The following is a 15358-nucleotide window of genomic DNA, read 5'->3' as shown; positions in this document are numbered from 1 at the left end:
GCAGCAGTGCTCGCTGCTTCCCCTATCACGCGCCTTATTTACCTAGCATGGGCCAACCCACCGTTTTTTACATCAGTGCCGAAGCGGGATGTGTCTTGTTACACGGCCATCGCCAGCCGCGTACCTTGGTCAATTGCCCGGCGTGCGTCCAGCTCTGCGGCGACATCGGCTCCCCCGATCAAATGCACGGTTTTCCCCAATGCTAACAGCGGCTGTTGCAATTCGCGGCGTGGTTCTTGCCCGGCACAGATCACAATGGTGTCCACTTGTAGGCAACTGGCCTGCTCGGCGCGTTCGATGTGCAAGCCTTCATCATCAATTTTTTGATAATTTACGCTATTCAACATGGTTACCCCGCGCTTCGCCAGACTGGTACGGTGGATCCAACCGGTGGTTTTGCCCAGTCCGTCTCCCACTTTGCTGGTTTTACGTTGCAGCAGGAAAATTTGTTTTGGCAGAGACGGCACGATTGGCCCACTGGCGGCTAGACCGCCACGCTGCTCAAGCTGCGAATCGATGCCCCATTCGCGATTGAATGCCTGCGTATCTAAACTGGTGGACTCGCCGTGTTGGCTCAGGTATTCGGCCGTATCAAAACCAATACCGCCAGCACCGATGATTGCCACCCGCTGGCCGACCGGTTTTTTATCGCGTAATACATCCAGATAGCTCAGCACCTTGGCGTTATCAATACCGGGAATCGCCGGGGTGCGAGGCACGATACCACAGGCCAAAATCACCTCATCAAAATCAATGAGATCCTGCGCTTCTATCCGTTGACCGAGTTTGAGCGTCACTTCATGCAGCACCAGTTGGCGGCGGAAATAGCGTAGCGTTTCATGAAACTCTTCTTTGCCGGGAATGCGCTTGGCGATGTTGAATTGGCCGCCTATCTCGGGCGCGGCATCAAATAACGTGACCTGATGGCCGCGACTGGCGGCGGTAGTGGCGAAAGCCAAACCGGCGGGGCCTGCGCCGACCACCGCCAGCCGCTTCGGTTGCGCCGTTGGCGTCAGCGGCATTTCGCTTTCACGGCAGGCGCGCGGGTTGACCAGACATGAGGTCAGTTTCCCCTCGAAAATTTGATCCAGACAGGCTTGGTTGCAGCCGATACAGGTATTGATTTCATCGGCGCGCCCTTCGGCAGCTTTACGGACGAATTCGGCATCGGCCAGGAACGGACGTGCCATCGACACCATATCGGCACAGCCTTCTTTCAGCACCTGTTCTGCGACGGTTGGATCGTTGATACGGTTGGTGGTAATCAACGGAATCTTCACCTTGCCCATCAGTTTACGGGTGACCCAACTGAAGCCCGCGCGCGGCACCAGCGTGGCGATGGTCGGGATACGGGCCTCGTGCCAGCCGATGCCGGTGTTGATCAGTGTGGCACCCGCCTGTTCGATCGCCATGGCCAGTTGTTCGATCTCTTGCCAACTGGAGCCCTCTTCGACCAGATCGAGCATCGACAGGCGATAGATCACAATGAACTCTTGCCCTACCGCTTGGCGCACGGCACGCACAATCTCAACCGCAAAGCGCATGCGATTTTCAACGCTGCCGCCCCATTGGTCATCGCGCTGATTCGTGCGGGCGACCAGAAATTGGTTGATTAAATAACCTTCGGAACCCATCACTTCGACACCATCGTACCCCGCTTGCTGCGCCAATGCGGCACAGTGGGCAAAATCAGCAATGGTTTGTTCAATCTGCTGATGGGTGAGGGCGGCAGGTGCAAAAGGGTTGATCGGGGCTTGCAATGCAGAAGGGGCGACGGGCTGAGGTTGGTAGCTATAACGCCCGGCGTGCAGTATTTGTAATGCAATTTTCCCACCGGCCTGATGGACTGCCTCAGTCACGATGCGATGATGTGCCACCTGCTGCGGTTGATTGAACACCGAAGCACCGCGATAGACCACACCTTTTTCATTGGGTGCGATGCCACCGGTGACGATCAGCGCGACGCCAGCGGCGGCACGCTCGGCATAGAAAGCCGCCATTCTTTGCGGCCCGTCGGGCAGTTCTTCCAAGCCGGTATGCATCGATCCCATCAACACCCGATTTTTCAGGGTGGTGAAGCCAAGATCCAGCGGTGTCAGCAGGTGTGGGTAGGCGCTCATTGCAGTCTCCAGTGGGCGACAATCATCGACCCATCGTTATTGTTATGTTCACTGTGGGGTACCAAATACCGCAAGCCGCAGGCCATGCATCTGAGGGTTGCAGTCTGATCCATTAAGTGGTCGGATGAGATAAATCTAGCCGTTGTTCGATGAGTTTGAAATCAGCGTTGTGCTGAATGTGAAGTACATCATAAAACCGGCGTGCGGTTTGCATCCTGACTCATTGCTGAGTTAGTATTCACTTGCTATATACAGCTTACCTTCTTGTTGGAGTCCTGACTGAAAATGAACAAACACACCTGTTAAATCGCGTCCCACCAAGCTTATTGCTGCCGGGTGGGGATATTTTGATTTTATTCAGGAGTGCTTATGACTCATTTTTCGCCATCCCCTTTGGTATTACATCAACTGACCTGTCAGTTTGCTAACGGCGAAACGCTGTTTGGCCCACTAAATCTAAGTTTTGATCGACGACACTGTGCATTGGTCGGTCGTAATGGCGTCGGTAAAAGCCGCTTATTACGTTTGCTGGCAAATGACGATGCCCCCAGTGCGGGACACGTTGAGACGAACGGTACCATCGTCAGTGTCGCGCAGCATAACCACAATCCAATAGACGTTACCCTAGCGGCATGGCTTGGTTATGACCAGATAGTTGATGCATTGGCGCGTGTGCAGCGCGGTGAGATGCAAGTGGGAGATGTGGAGCTGCTGGAAGGTAACTGGGATCGGTTAGCGCGCTTGAACGCCGCGTTTGTTGCCGCAGGGTTGCCCATTTTTGACTTACAACGATCCGTTGACACGCTGAGCGGAGGCGAACGCATGTGTGCTGCATTGTGCGCGGCGTTTATATCTGACGCTGACTTCCTATTGTTGGACGAGCCGAGCAATCATTTGGATGCACAGGGGCGTAAATGGCTTTATCAGCAACTGGATGCGTGGCGTGGCGGATTGCTGGTCGCCAGCCACGATCGGCAATTGTTGATGCGCATGCAACGTGTGGTGGAAATGACCTCAGGTGGATTACGCAGTTATAGCGGCAATTATCAGGATTACTGCCAACAGCGTGAACGCGAACAGCAGGCGGCACATAACGCATTAAAGCATGCCACACGGGAGCGTAAAAGTGCGCGGGCGCGGTTAATAAAAGAACATGACATCAGTCAGCGGCGTTCAGCAAAAACCCTGCGTGGTGTCGATGAACGTAATATCGCCTCTTTTGAACGGGTGGCTTATAAAAGTGCGGCAAAAGAGAGAATCGGGACGTTTCGCAAGCAGCATCAGGAGCAAAAACAGTCGCATGATCGTGCGGTGTATGAAGCACGTCAGCAGGTAGAAGACAATCCCCCGATCCTGTTTACCCTGCCAGAGAGTACCGTCTCGACGGGTAAACAGGTGCTGATGTTGGATCAGGTAAAGCTACCGTTTGTCGAGCTGCCGCCGTTGAACTGGCGATTAGTCGGGCCAGCACGCGTGGCGCTCGGTGGGCCAAACGGCTGTGGCAAATCGACATTGCTCAAAGTGATTATTGGTCAGCTTGCGCCGTTGGCCGGTCGATGCCAACTTTCGGTGAGTGTTGCCTATCTCGATCAAAACCTCGATCGCTACGATCTGTCACGTTCGGTGATGGATTATTTGATGCTGGAAGATTCGCCGCTCACGGCAGGTGAACTGCGTACCCGGTTGGCGCAGTTACAGTTAGGGGCAGATCGGTTGCACTTGCCATTGGGGATGCTAAGCGGCGGTGAACGTCTGAAAGCCGCGCTGGCCTGTGCGCTTTGGCGCAGAGAACTAGCGCAATTGTTGGTGTTAGACGAGCCAACCAACCATGTGGATTTGGTGTCGTTACAGGCGATTGAGGCAGCACTGAAGGCTTATTCCGGCGCATTGCTGGTGGTTTCCCACGATGAAGCCTTTCTGCAGGCGCTAGGGTTAACCCACCGGCTGCTGTGCGGGGAGAGCGGGTGGCAATGCCTTATGCTCTAACAGGCACGTTAATAACAGGTTGAAGGCTTCAGCCATCAGCGCCTCCGGCACGCAGGCGAAGCCCATCAGTAAGCCGCGTCGGTGGTTGGGGAGCATGTAATAGCGCGAAAGCGGCCGCACTAATACGCCGCGTTCGCTGGCGGCCGCGGCAATCGCGACGTCGTCGGCGCTGTCGGGCAGGTTGAGGATCAGGTGCAGACCGGCGTTGTTGTTGAACTCACTCAGTGCCTGTTTGCCAACATGCTGCTCGATCAGCGCGCTAAGAAAGGCGCGGCGTTTGGCATACAGTAATCGCATACGGCGAATATGCGCGCTGTAATGGCCTTCCTGTATAAACTGCGCCAGAGCGGTTTGAATCAACAGATGGCCCCCCCGATACAGCTCAGCGTGAGCGGTTTTCAGCGCGCCAACCAACGGTTTCGGTAACACAACGTAGCCAAGGCGCAGAGCTGGATACAGCGTTTTGCTAAAGGTGCCGATGTAGATCACCGGCGCATCCGCTTCCAGCCCCTGTAAGGCCGGGATCGGCTGACCAGAGAAGCGGAACTCACTGTCGTAATCATCCTCAACAATCCAGCCGCCTGCGTGCCGCGCGATCGCCAGCAAACGTTGGCGACGTGCCAGGCTCATCACTGAACCCAATGGATATTGATGCGATGGCGTGACGAAAATCAGCTTTGGCGCGCCTTTAACCCGTTCGGGAGGCACCATGCCTGCTTCATCCACCACCTGCGGACGTATATCCAAATCATTCATACGCAGAATATTGCGGATCCCCCAGTAACCCGGCTCCTCAATCCATACCTCATCACGCGGATTACACAGCATGCGAGTTACCAGATCGATAGCTTGATGAATGCCTTCGGTTATCAGGATTTGTTCCGGCGAGCAACGCACCGAACGTGCGACACGCAGATAATCGACCAACGCATGTTGTAACTCCGGGCTACCGCCCTGATTGCTGTAGGTCAGCCGCTGTGGTGTTGGGCGGCGGCTAATACGCGCCTGAATTTTGCTGAATAGCTGATGTGGGAAAGCGTTGACGTCTGGCACGCCGGGAATAAAGGCACCCCACTGTTTGGGGCTGGCGCTGGCATGTTGCAGCAGCGTTTCCCCACGCTCCGAGAGCGTAATAGGGCGTTCTGCATTGTCACTGTGGATTGGCGTGCTCCCGGTGGATAAACAACTATCCGGCACCGTTTCAGCGACGAATGTTCCACTTCCTCGGCGTGACAGAACATAGCCTTCTGCCAGTAGTTGTTCATAAACCGTTAAAACCGTGTTGCGAGACAGGCCAAGTTCCTGCGCTAAATCACGCGAGGCCGGTAAACGGCTGGACGGCGGCAAACTGCCATCCAAAATGCTGATGCGGATGGCTCGATATAGCCGCTTATGCAGCTTTTCATCAGGTTGTTCGCCGAGGCGCTGCAATAATAGATCGCCACACAAAGAGCGCAATTGGATCCCTTAATTAATCGTAACTGGCACTCGATTATAGAGCCACATCCTGTGTAAATAAACGTCATTGTTTCATTAGTGTGAATGAAAAGTTTAACGGGTACTGACCGGAGAGAACATCATGAAAAACGCAGAACTGAATCAACGTCGTCAAAATGCCACCCCGCGTGGCGTGGGAGTCATGTGCGATTTTTACGCCGAGCGTGCAGAAAATGCCACGCTATGGGATGTCGAGGGCAACCGCGTGATCGATTTTGCCGCTGGCATTGCGGTGTTGAACACCGGTCACCGTCACCCGAAAGTGATCGCCGCGATTGAAAAACAGTTGCAAGCGTTTACCCACACCGCCTATCAAATCGTGCCTTATGAAAGTTATGTTTCTCTGGCAGAACGTATCAACCAACGAGCCCCGATTGAGGGGCCATGTAAAACCGCGTTCTTTACCACGGGTGCTGAAGCGGTAGAGAACGCAGTGAAAATTGCCCGAGCGTATACCGGCAGGCCCGGCGTAATTACCTTTGGCGGCGGTTTCCATGGCCGTACCTATATGACCATGGCGTTAACCGGCAAAGTGGCTCCCTACAAACTCGGGTTTGGTCCCTTCCCCGGTTCCGTGTTCCACGGCCAGTATCCCAATGCGTTATATGGCGTCACCACCGAAGATGCGATGACCAGCCTCGAACGTATTTTCAAAGCGGATATTGATGTGAAACAGGTGGCTGCCATTGTGCTGGAACCCGTGCAGGGCGAGGGCGGCTTCAACGTTGCGCCCCCGGCGTTTATGCAGGCGTTACGCGCGCTCTGTGATGAGCAAGGTATTCTGCTGATTGCCGATGAAGTGCAGACCGGCTTTGCGCGTACCGGCAAACTGTTTGCGATGGAGCATTACTCGGTTAAGCCCGATCTGATCACCATGGCGAAAAGCCTGGCGGGGGGGATGCCATTGTCTGCGGTCGCCGGTCGTGCTGATGTTATGGATGCGCCCGCTCCCGGCGGGCTGGGTGGCACCTACGCGGGTAACCCGTTGGCCGTTGCTGCTGCACATGCGGTGATGGATGTGATTGAAGAAGAACAGTTGTGCCAGCGCGCCCAACGTTTAGGGCAGCACTTGGTTGAAGTTTTACAAGGGGCGCGCGAAAGCTGCCCGGCGATCGCCGACATTCGTGCGCAAGGTTCGATGGTTGCGGTGGAATTCAATGATCCACTGACGGGTAAACCGTCGCCGGACTTTACCCGTCAGGTACAACAAAAAGCCTTACAAGCGGGCTTACTGCTGCTGAGTTGCGGGGTAAACGGTAACGTGATCCGCTTCTTGTATCCGCTGACCATTCCAGACGATCAGTTTAATGACGCGTTAAGCATTCTTTCCCGCGCATTGGTGGAATAAGGAATAAAGGTCATGAAACTCACTAACCCTGAACTGCTGCGCAATCAGTGCCTGATTAATGGCGAATGGTGTGATGCAGCGAGCGGTAAACGAAATGCGGTAATCAATCCGGCAACCGGTGATGAGCTGGCATCGACGCCGCAGATTGGCGAAGCGGAAACACAAAAAGCCATCGAAGCCGCGCAACGGGCGCAGCAAGCGTGGAAGCAACTGACGGCGAAACAGCGCTCGACGCTCTTACTGGCTTGGGCCGACCGTATCTTGGCGGCGCAAGAGGATTTGGCTCAGTTGATGACCGCCGAGCAAGGTAAATCGCTGGCGGAAGCGCGCGGTGAAGTGGCATATGCTGCGTCCTTTATTACCTGGTTTGCCGAAGAGGCCAAACGGGTTGACGGGGCGGTATTACAGGCACCGCAGACCTCACAACGGTTAGTGGTGCTCAAGCAGCCGATTGGGGTATGCGCGGCGATTACGCCGTGGAATTTCCCGGCGGCGATGATTACCCGCAAAGTGGCTCCAGCCTTGGCGGCAGGCTGCACCATTATCGTGAAACCGGCAGAGCAAACGCCGTTGACGGCGTTGGCACTGGGGAAACTGGCACAGGATGCGGGCATTCCGGCGGGCGTATTGCAGATTGTCACTGGCGATGCGGCGCAGGTTGGCAAGGTTCTGTGTGATAGCCCGATAGTCCGCAAGCTAAGCTTCACGGGTTCGACAGAGGTGGGGCGTATTTTGATGGCGCAGTGCGCGCCGACGATTAAAAAGCTCTCATTGGAGTTGGGCGGTAACGCGCCGCTGATGGTATTCGACGACGCCAATCTTGATACGGCGGTGGCGGGCATCATGGCTTCGAAATTCCGCAACAGTGGTCAAACTTGCGTATGCGCCAACCGTATTTACGTGCAGGCAGGCATTTACGATCGGCTGGTCGATAAGCTGGTGGCGGCGGTAGCGCAGCTACAGGTCGGTGACGGTATGGCAGAAGGCACCACACAAGGGCCGTTGATCGACCAAGCGGCGGTGGAAAAAGTACAAAGCCATATTGATGATGCGCTGAGCAAAGGGGCGCAGGTGGCTATCGGCGGCCAACCGCATGCGCTCGGTCGAACCTTCTATCAACCCACCGTAGTGACGGAGGTGACGCCGCAAATGCGTTTCGCCAAAGAAGAAACCTTCGGCCCGGTTGCGCCGCTGTTCCGTTTTCAGGATGAAGATGAAGCGATCGCGATGGCGAACGAGACGGAATTCGGTCTGGCGGCCTACCTCTTTACCCAAAGCGCAGCGCGCCAGTGGCGAGTGCCGGAGGCATTGGAGTACGGCATGGTCGGCATTAACACCGGCTTGATTTCTAACGAAGTGGCGCCATTCGGTGGCGTGAAGCAGTCAGGGCTCGGACGTGAAGGATCGCGCTACGGCATTGAGGAATATCTGGAGCTGAAATACCTGTGTATCGATGTGAGCAGTTAACCACCGGGATAATCACCCCGTCCGGTGGCGAAGGTCACCGGGTTACAAAGGATCATTTATGTCTTCTGATAACATCACGTTGTCCTCGGCGCTTACCGCCGGGGAGCGGGCACCTGCACCCGCCAAATCACTGAGTTTTCTTGAAGGGGTGGCGATGATCGTCGGCACCAACATCGGCGCGGGCGTACTGTCCATCGCCTATGCCTCGAGCAAGGCCGGTTTTCTACCGTTGCTGTTCTGGTTGGTTTTAGTGGGGTGTTTGACCACCATCACCATGTTGTACGTCGCCGAATCGACCTTACGTACCCGCGCACATCTACAATTAAGTGGCCTGGCGAAACGCTATGTCGGCGGTTTGGGGGCCTGGCTGATGTTTGCATCGGTATGCGTTAACAGTGTTGGCGCGCTAACCGCTTATATGACGGGCAGTGGTAAACTGTTGCACTCGTTATTGGGTATTTCCCCGGCGCTCGGTAGTGTGTTGTTCTTCATCCCGGCGGCAGGTGTGCTGTATCTGGGGCTGAAAGCCATTGGCCGTGGGGAAAAGTTTATCAGTATCGGGATGGTGGTGATGCTCAGCGTATTGGTGATGGCCACGTTGCTGAAAGACACCACGCAAATGCGGAATCTGCTCGATGGCAACTGGCGTTTTATGGTGCCGGTATTCAACGTGGTGGTGTTTTGCTTCTCTGCACAATACATCGTGCCCGAAATGGCGCGTGGTTTTTCGGACAAGCCGGAAATGCTGCCCAAGGCCATTATTGTCGGCATGGTGACCACGTTTGTGTTACTGGCGGTGGTGCCGTTGTCGGTGATTGTACTCAGCGGATTGGACGGTATTACTGACGTAGCGACCATTTCTTGGGGGCAAGCGTTAGGGCAGTGGGCGTTCTTCTCCGCGAATATCTTCGCGCTGTGTGCCATGTTGACCTCATATTGGGGGCTGGGCGGCAGCTTTTTGACCAATATCTTCGACAAATTCCGTCTGGGTAATGATGAACAACCGCTGCGCCGCTTTGGCGTGCTGCTGCTGGTGGTGGTGCCGCCGTTTGTACTGGCTTACAGCGGGTTTGTTTCCTTCGTTAACGCGCTGTATTTCGCTGGCGTATTCAGTGGGGTTATTCTGTCGATTATGCCGATGTTAATCCTACGCGGTGCACGTAAACACGGCGATATGACGCCGCGCTGGCAGTGTAACTGGATTACTCATCCGCTTTTGCAAATTGTCATTGTGCTGTTGTATCTATCCAGCGCCGTATACGCGATTGCGTCACTGTTAGGCTATTTGCCCGCAGGTTGGTAACGGACTCCCTCAGGTGATGTGTTTTCTCTGTATAGAGAACGGCGGCGTCGTGGCCGCCGATTTTTATGCGATAGCGCATTACTTATGAATCAAAACCGTCATCTCAACAAATGGTTTGAGATTGATGATAGAGACGAGCACGCGGCTCAGTTGAGCCCTGATTATAACGGTAAAGTATAGACTCGGGATGACTCTCCCCATGGATGATAGCCGATGCCATCGAAAAGGAAGTTTGACTGTTCGTAAAATCCTTCCAAATCGGTACAAAGGTGCAATTTATTGAACCCGAGCTGTTTCGCATGCTGTGCCACATGTTGGATCAACTGTTTGGCTTTCCCTTGTCCACGGTGTGTTTCTTCAATAAACAGCGCACATAACCACGGATAAAGCTCCACCCGACTGATGAAATCATTGGTTATTAATCCGGCACAGCCGATGATTTGCTGATTTTCGAACAGTAAATACCATTGTGGTAAAGGGTTTTCCGCACCGATCGCCCGTGTAATCGCATCGTGGTAAAGCATCATGGTCTCTTCTGATGCCCATTTTTGTTGAAAATAATTGATGGCTGCTGCGAGCAGATGCGGATTTTCACGAATGGATAAAATGGTCATGCACTATGCCTTATGTTTTTAAGGATCGCGGCTGAAAGTTAATTCACAACTCAGAGCCACAATCATACCCTTTGAGTTGGTGAGATAATGCGAAAGTTACCGCTCTGAGGTATCCCAGAGAAGTCCAAGCGCTCTTTTTTTCAGGTAAAGACACGGTGAGATGGCGAGGGCATTGAGGCGATGCATTATCTGACCCGATTCGTATAAAACGAAAAAGGCGTCAGATGATTTCTCATATGACGCCTTTTTTTATTTGGTGGCCCCTACTGGACTTGAACCAGTGACCAAGCGATTATGAGTCGCGTGCTCTAACCAACTGAGCTAAGGGGCCTGACGGGCGAGATTATACGGTAACCAGACGGCTCAGGTCTACAGCTAGTTGGCTGATTGGCGTTTTTATAAACACTTATAGCTTGTTGTAATTACTCACAGATTTTACGATAACCTGTATAAATCTCTTAAATGGACGCTCAGCGATGATGGAACTCTTGTTACCCAATCTGCAGGTGGTATTTTGCGGCATTAATCCGGGTCTTGCCTCCGCCCATCAGGGCTATCCGTTTGCTAACGGCAGTAATCGCTTTTGGAAAGTGCTTCATCAGGCGGGGTTTACCGCCTCTCAGCTGGCACCGGCGCAGTGGCAACGGTTGCAAGAGTATGGCTGCGGTATTACGGCATTGGTGGCACGGCCAACCGTGGCGGCCAGTGAATTAGCGCGCGACGAGCTGCGCCACGGTGGTGAGGTATTAAAAGAGAAAATCCTGCATTACCAACCGCGCGCATTGGCGATTCTGGGTAAACAGGCCTTCAGCGATGCATTTGGCATCCGAAAGGTGAGTTGGGGGCGTCAGCCTATGACTATCGGCGATACTGAGGTTTGGCTATTGCCAAACCCTAGCGGTCTTAACCGTGCAACGTTGGAACAGTTGACAGAAAGTTATCGTCAGCTTGCCAATGGCTTGAGAAATGCGGCTGTTTGATAGTTTAAAGTGATTCAGTCAGTATTATATGGTGTGTTATTAAATAATATCCAATTTTATCTCACCTAATAATTTGCTCTGTTACTATCCGGATAAATTTATATTTAACTCGCTCACAAATTCCCTTCGGGGAATACTTCCCCCGTGTGAAATATTCTAACTACGCTAAAACTTATTCCATCATCTCCTTCGAGGTGGTTGTTCCACAAATTCAAAAATAATTTGGGGGTAATGATGGGTGAATTAAAGGAACAACATCAATGCATGGATGAGTGGGAAGAGTTATTTTCAGGGCTTCCAGTCAGGCATTCTGAAAGGGAGAGCAAACTTATCGAATTTTGTGAAAAATATCGAGTGAATATCCTTTCGGCAATGCCGTGGGTCGCTTCTGAAATAGCAGCTCAAAGTGGGTTTTCAGATTTATTTAATTTGGTGTATTGCTTTGGTGGTCGAAAGATACATATGCCACCGGAGAGGAAAGAGTTTTATAAAATATATAATATATCCATGACGGAACACAGCTATCAACGATTATATAAAAAATCTGACGTGTCGGGTTATTTAGAATTGCCCTCTGCATGGGGGGTGTTTATGGCAATACGCCGTGCTGCCATGCAGTTGGCAATGAAAGAGGATGTGCCCACAATGTTTTTAACTAAAACGTTTGGGGTCACAATGAGAAACATACGTTTAATTAAAGCTAAGCGTGATGTTTCTGTTTAAAAAGGAAGGTCGTAAATAGTGTTAACTATCAATTGTAAATTAGGAGATCACCATGACTAAGTATAAAGTTAATTTTAAGAATCACTCTTCAAATTATGGCAAAGCTTGTATCTATCAGACGTTACCCGATATTGACGATCCTAATATTATGTCGTTAGCTTGGTTCTCAAAGGCTGCACATCCTAATACCAACGTGCAGTTTGATTGGAATATCGATTATAGCTACGTATGGGATGAGACAGGGGTATTGTTACCGGGCGTCAATTTTGATGCTTCGCAGGTGCTACCGGCCGATCTCGTTAACAAAAACCAGGTCACATTGAAGTATGAAAAGGGGGCGTTCAAGTTTGATAACCTTGGCAAAGGTAATCGCGATGGAACACTCTATATTACACATGATAGTAGCCTTCCTCTTGATATTGCATCGGTGGGGATCGGCATGTCAGGGGCAGGTACTTTTGTTGTACAAGCCCAGCCCAACCTGAACCTAAATTTCACGCCGCACCCGACGTATTGGATTGCGTTTGGTAATTATACCTCTGGACAGGTTTTGGATATCAGTGAAATTACCAATCAACAGCAATTAGACTTCCCTCCAAATGTGTATGAACTTGAAGTGGAGTTATTGATGGATAATACATGGTCGGTAAAAAGCGTTATTTAAAATACTGACTTTAAGATCAGCCTATATCATTAATAGTATGATGTTTATATGGGTTGGCTTAGATAGTTTAATTCAGCAGGAGAATTAATATGATACTTGTCGTATGTACAGATGATAGTAATTTAATATCCGTAGCTAACCGATCTATTCTCAAGTATCCGTTGGTTTATGGTCAACGTTACCAGGTATTTCATGATGACTTGCCGATGCTTAAAGCAGACGAAAATCTCTTCATTATTGCCCATGGCGCATTTCTTGGGGATAATGGTTTGCCGGTAATCGGTGATGGAGATACCAATCGAGACTTTTATATTAATGGTAATACGCTTTATCAAAGCCTAGCGAGTAAGTTTCCACCGGACTATGTGGGTAATGTGTATATTGATGCCTGTGAATCAGCGGATAATACAGAAGAAATGCTCAGTTTTGCTGAAACTTTCTATGTCTACTTTGCTGTCGATCATCAAAATTCAGGGGTGTTTGGTATTAACGGTGCAAGCAGTGGACTTATTCCTCTGCCTGATAATCCTAAATGGATACCGGTGACATTACAGTAAAGCGTGAGCAATATAATGGATATACCCAAGATAATTCGAGTTGCTTGTAGGCGGCAACTGACTGAGTCCTTTGGAGCATAGTCGACGCTGTGACTAGGGAAAGGAAGGAAGCCAACACCCAAGCAACTTGAAGTATGAAGGGTATAACTGACTCATTATCAAGGCCAGTATGTACGTTATAAAAAAATAGCCCCGGGCAATGCCGGGGCTATTTCACACTCTATGTTTAACCTTCGACCTTAGTCATCCAGGAAGCTACGCAGCACTTCTGAACGGCTAGGGTGGCGCAGTTTGCGCAAGGCTTTCGCTTCGATCTGACGAATACGCTCGCGGGTTACGTCGAACTGTTTACCCACTTCTTCCAACGTATGATCGGTGTTCATATCGATACCGAAACGCATACGCAGTACTTTCGCTTCACGCGCCGTCAGGCCAGCCAGCACGTCGTGCGTCGCAGAGCGCAGGCTTTCGGAGGTCGCGGAATCCAGCGGCAGCTCGAGGGTGGTATCCTCGATGAAATCACCCAGATGCGAATCTTCATCATCACCGATAGGGGTTTCCATGGAGATTGGTTCTTTGGCGATCTTCAGCACTTTGCGGATCTTGTCTTCTGGCATCAGCATGCGTTCAGCCAGTTCTTCCGGCGTTGGCTCGCGACCCATTTCTTGCAGCATCTGGCGCGAAATACGGTTGAGTTTGTTGATAGTCTCAATCATATGCACCGGGATACGGATGGTACGCGCCTGATCGGCGATAGAACGGGTGATCGCCTGACGGATCCACCAGGTTGCATAGGTGGAGAACTTATAACCACGACGGTATTCGAACTTATCAACAGCCTTCATCAGACCGATGTTACCTTCCTGGATCAGATCCAAGAATTGCAGGCCACGGTTGGTGTATTTCTTGGCGATAGAAATAACCAGACGCAAGTTTGCTTCAACCATCTCTTTCTTCGCACGGCGGGCTTTCGCTTCACCGATCGACATACGACGGTTGATATCTTTGACTTGCTCAATGGTCAGGCCGGTTTCTTCTTCGATCTGGCGCAGTTTCTGCAGGCTGCGTTGAACGTCTTCGGCAACGTCTTTCAGTTTTTCAGACCACGGTTTAGCCATTGCTAATGCCGCTTCAAACCATGTGTTGCTGGTTTCGTTGCCAGCGAACAACGTGACGAAGTTTTTCTTCGGCATTTTGCACTGTTCAACACACAGCTTCATGATGATGCGTTCCTGCGTACGGACGCGATCCATCATGGTACGCATGCTGTTGACCAAGAAGTCGAACTGCTTAGGCACCAGGCGGAACTGTTTGAACACGTCGGACAGCTTCAGAATTTCTTCTGCGGCTTTGGCATGGCTGCGGCCGTTGGCTTTGATCACCTGACGCGTGGCTTCATACTGCTCGCGCAAGTCGGTGAACTTCTGGCGCGCCAGCTCCGGATCGATGCTGTTATCGTCTTCAGCGTCGTCATCATCGTCTTCTTCATCGTCGTCATTTTGTTCTTCAGTCGACAACTCAGAACCGATATGGGTAGCGGTAGGGGCAATTTCTTCTTCCGCATTCGGATCGACGAAACCGGTGATCAGATCGGACAGGCGAGACTCGCCCGCTTCAACCCGATCGTATTGTTCCAACAGATAAGTAATGGCTTCCGGGTATTCAGCAACCGAGCATTGCACCTGGTTGATACCATCTTCGATACGTTTGGCGATGTCAATTTCGCCCTCACGCGTCAGCAATTCGACGGTACCCATTTCACGCATGTACATGCGAACAGGGTCAGTGGTACGCCCGATTTCAGATTCTACGCTAGACAGAACTTGCGCTGCGGCTTCTTCTGCATCTTCGTCTGTGCTGTTTGAGTTTTCAGCAAGCAGCAGGTCATCGGCGTCCGGTGCTTCTTCCATCACCTGGATGCCCATGTCGTTAATCATCTGGATGATGTCTTCGATCTGGTCGGAGTCGACGATATCTTCCGGCAGATGGTCATTGACCTCAGCATAGGTCAGATAGCCTTGCTCCTTACCACGGGTGACAAGTAGCTTCAGCTGTGACTGCGGGTTTTGCTCCATAAGACGGTATCCACACTTCAGAGT

12 protein-coding genes and 1 tRNA gene are annotated in these 15358 nt (G+C 51.8%); 8 read left to right on the top strand and 5 right to left on the bottom strand.

Annotated features, from left to right (window positions below):
- Positions 1 to 98 precede the first annotated feature (98 nt).
- Positions 99 to 2120, bottom strand: coding sequence for an FAD-dependent oxidoreductase (locus ACQKDS_RS12290; protein WP_399670697.1), 2022 nt, complete (start codon positions 2118 to 2120; stop codon positions 99 to 101).
- Positions 2121 to 2489: 369 nt separating this feature from the next.
- On the opposite strand from ACQKDS_RS12290, the gene ACQKDS_RS12285 reads away from it, so the two are divergent.
- Positions 2490 to 4106, top strand: a complete 1617-nt coding sequence (locus ACQKDS_RS12285) for an ABC-F family ATP-binding cassette domain-containing protein (protein WP_399670694.1) — start codon at positions 2490 to 2492, stop codon at positions 4104 to 4106.
- Here the strand turns inward: ACQKDS_RS12285 and ACQKDS_RS12280 are convergent.
- Positions 4053 to 5564, bottom strand: a complete 1512-nt coding sequence (locus ACQKDS_RS12280; protein ID WP_399670691.1) for a PLP-dependent aminotransferase family protein — start codon at positions 5562 to 5564, stop codon at positions 4053 to 4055. The two genes, ACQKDS_RS12285 and ACQKDS_RS12280, sit on opposite strands and share 54 nt — an antisense overlap.
- A gap of 121 nt (positions 5565 to 5685) precedes the next feature.
- Between ACQKDS_RS12280 and ACQKDS_RS12275 the strand changes: the two genes are divergently transcribed.
- From ACQKDS_RS12275 to ACQKDS_RS12265, 3 genes are read left to right on the top strand one after another with little or no spacing between them, the layout of a single operon-like run.
- The gene (locus ACQKDS_RS12275) at positions 5686 to 6951 is read left to right on the top strand and encodes a 4-aminobutyrate--2-oxoglutarate transaminase (protein ID WP_399670688.1); all 1266 of its coding nucleotides are present in this window, start codon (positions 5686 to 5688) and stop codon (positions 6949 to 6951) included.
- 12 nt (positions 6952 to 6963) lie between these two features.
- Positions 6964 to 8418 carry an NAD-dependent succinate-semialdehyde dehydrogenase gene (locus tag ACQKDS_RS12270; protein WP_399670685.1) on the top strand — a complete coding sequence of 485 codons (1455 nt, stop codon included), beginning with the start codon at positions 6964 to 6966 and terminating at the stop codon, positions 8416 to 8418.
- 58 nt (positions 8419 to 8476) lie between these two features.
- A complete protein-coding gene (locus ACQKDS_RS12265; RefSeq protein WP_399670682.1) occupies positions 8477 to 9721 on the top strand; it encodes an aromatic amino acid transport family protein in 1245 nt (414 codons plus the stop codon).
- 161 nt (positions 9722 to 9882) lie between these two features.
- Here ACQKDS_RS12265 and ACQKDS_RS12260 read toward each other — a convergent pair whose 3' ends face one another.
- Complete coding sequence (locus tag ACQKDS_RS12260; RefSeq protein WP_399670679.1) at positions 9883 to 10335, bottom strand: GNAT family N-acetyltransferase; 453 nt, start codon at positions 10333 to 10335, stop codon at positions 9883 to 9885.
- A gap of 254 nt (positions 10336 to 10589) precedes the next feature.
- A tRNA-Ile gene (locus ACQKDS_RS12255) sits at positions 10590 to 10666 on the bottom strand.
- Between the two features lie 148 nt (positions 10667 to 10814).
- Between ACQKDS_RS12255 and mug the strand changes: the two genes are divergently transcribed.
- The 4 genes from mug (at position 10815) to ACQKDS_RS12235 (ending at position 13259) form a co-directional block, all read left to right on the top strand.
- Entirely contained in the window at positions 10815 to 11315 is a 501-nt protein-coding gene (mug, locus tag ACQKDS_RS12250) for a G/U mismatch-specific DNA glycosylase (RefSeq protein WP_399670781.1), read from the top strand.
- A gap of 264 nt (positions 11316 to 11579) precedes the next feature.
- Positions 11580 to 12038 carry a hypothetical protein gene (locus tag ACQKDS_RS12245; protein WP_399670676.1) on the top strand — a complete coding sequence of 153 codons (459 nt, stop codon included), beginning with the start codon at positions 11580 to 11582 and terminating at the stop codon, positions 12036 to 12038.
- 52 nt (positions 12039 to 12090) lie between these two features.
- Positions 12091 to 12702 carry a protein rhiA gene (locus ACQKDS_RS12240; RefSeq protein WP_399670674.1) on the top strand — a complete coding sequence of 204 codons (612 nt, stop codon included), beginning with the start codon at positions 12091 to 12093 and terminating at the stop codon, positions 12700 to 12702.
- A gap of 89 nt (positions 12703 to 12791) precedes the next feature.
- Positions 12792 to 13259, top strand: coding sequence for a hypothetical protein (locus ACQKDS_RS12235; RefSeq protein ID WP_399670671.1), 468 nt, complete (start codon positions 12792 to 12794; stop codon positions 13257 to 13259).
- A gap of 239 nt (positions 13260 to 13498) precedes the next feature.
- Here ACQKDS_RS12235 and rpoD read toward each other — a convergent pair whose 3' ends face one another.
- Positions 13499 to 15334 (bottom strand): RNA polymerase sigma factor RpoD, encoded by a 1836-nt coding sequence (rpoD, locus tag ACQKDS_RS12230; RefSeq protein ID WP_399670778.1) that lies wholly within the window; start codon positions 15332 to 15334, stop codon positions 13499 to 13501.
- Positions 15335 to 15358: the final 24 nt, after the last annotated feature.

Origin of the sequence: Serratia sp. NPDC078593, from assembly GCF_050268245.1 — a bacterium.
GTDB lineage: Bacteria > Pseudomonadota > Gammaproteobacteria > Enterobacterales > Enterobacteriaceae > JBNNGK01.
The sequence above is the reverse complement of the archived record's forward strand: the minus strand, read 5'-3'. Positions and strand labels throughout refer to the sequence as shown.

Bases quoted from the DNA above. Each gene is read 5' to 3' on its own strand.
- ACQKDS_RS12260 (WP_399670679.1), bottom strand. From the start codon at position 10,335: ATGACCATTTTATCCATTCGTGAAAATCCGCATCTGCTCGCAGCAGCC.
- ACQKDS_RS12290 (WP_399670697.1), bottom strand. From the start codon at position 2,120: ATGAGCGCCTACCCACACCTGCTGACACCGCTGGATCTTGGCTTCACC.
- ACQKDS_RS12275 (WP_399670688.1), top strand. From the start codon at position 5,686: ATGAAAAACGCAGAACTGAATCAACGTCGTCAAAATGCCACCCCGCGT.
- ACQKDS_RS12285 (WP_399670694.1), top strand. From the start codon at position 2,490: ATGACTCATTTTTCGCCATCCCCTTTGGTATTACATCAACTGACCTGT.
- ACQKDS_RS12245 (WP_399670676.1), top strand. From the start codon at position 11,580: ATGGATGAGTGGGAAGAGTTATTTTCAGGGCTTCCAGTCAGGCATTCT.
- ACQKDS_RS12265 (WP_399670682.1), top strand. From the start codon at position 8,477: ATGTCTTCTGATAACATCACGTTGTCCTCGGCGCTTACCGCCGGGGAG.
- mug (WP_399670781.1), top strand. From the start codon at position 10,815: ATGGAACTCTTGTTACCCAATCTGCAGGTGGTATTTTGCGGCATTAAT.
- ACQKDS_RS12270 (WP_399670685.1), top strand. From the start codon at position 6,964: ATGAAACTCACTAACCCTGAACTGCTGCGCAATCAGTGCCTGATTAAT.
- ACQKDS_RS12240 (WP_399670674.1), top strand. From the start codon at position 12,091: ATGACTAAGTATAAAGTTAATTTTAAGAATCACTCTTCAAATTATGGC.
- ACQKDS_RS12235 (WP_399670671.1), top strand. From the start codon at position 12,792: ATGATACTTGTCGTATGTACAGATGATAGTAATTTAATATCCGTAGCT.
- rpoD (WP_399670778.1), bottom strand. From the start codon at position 15,334: ATGGAGCAAAACCCGCAGTCACAGCTGAAGCTACTTGTCACCCGTGGT.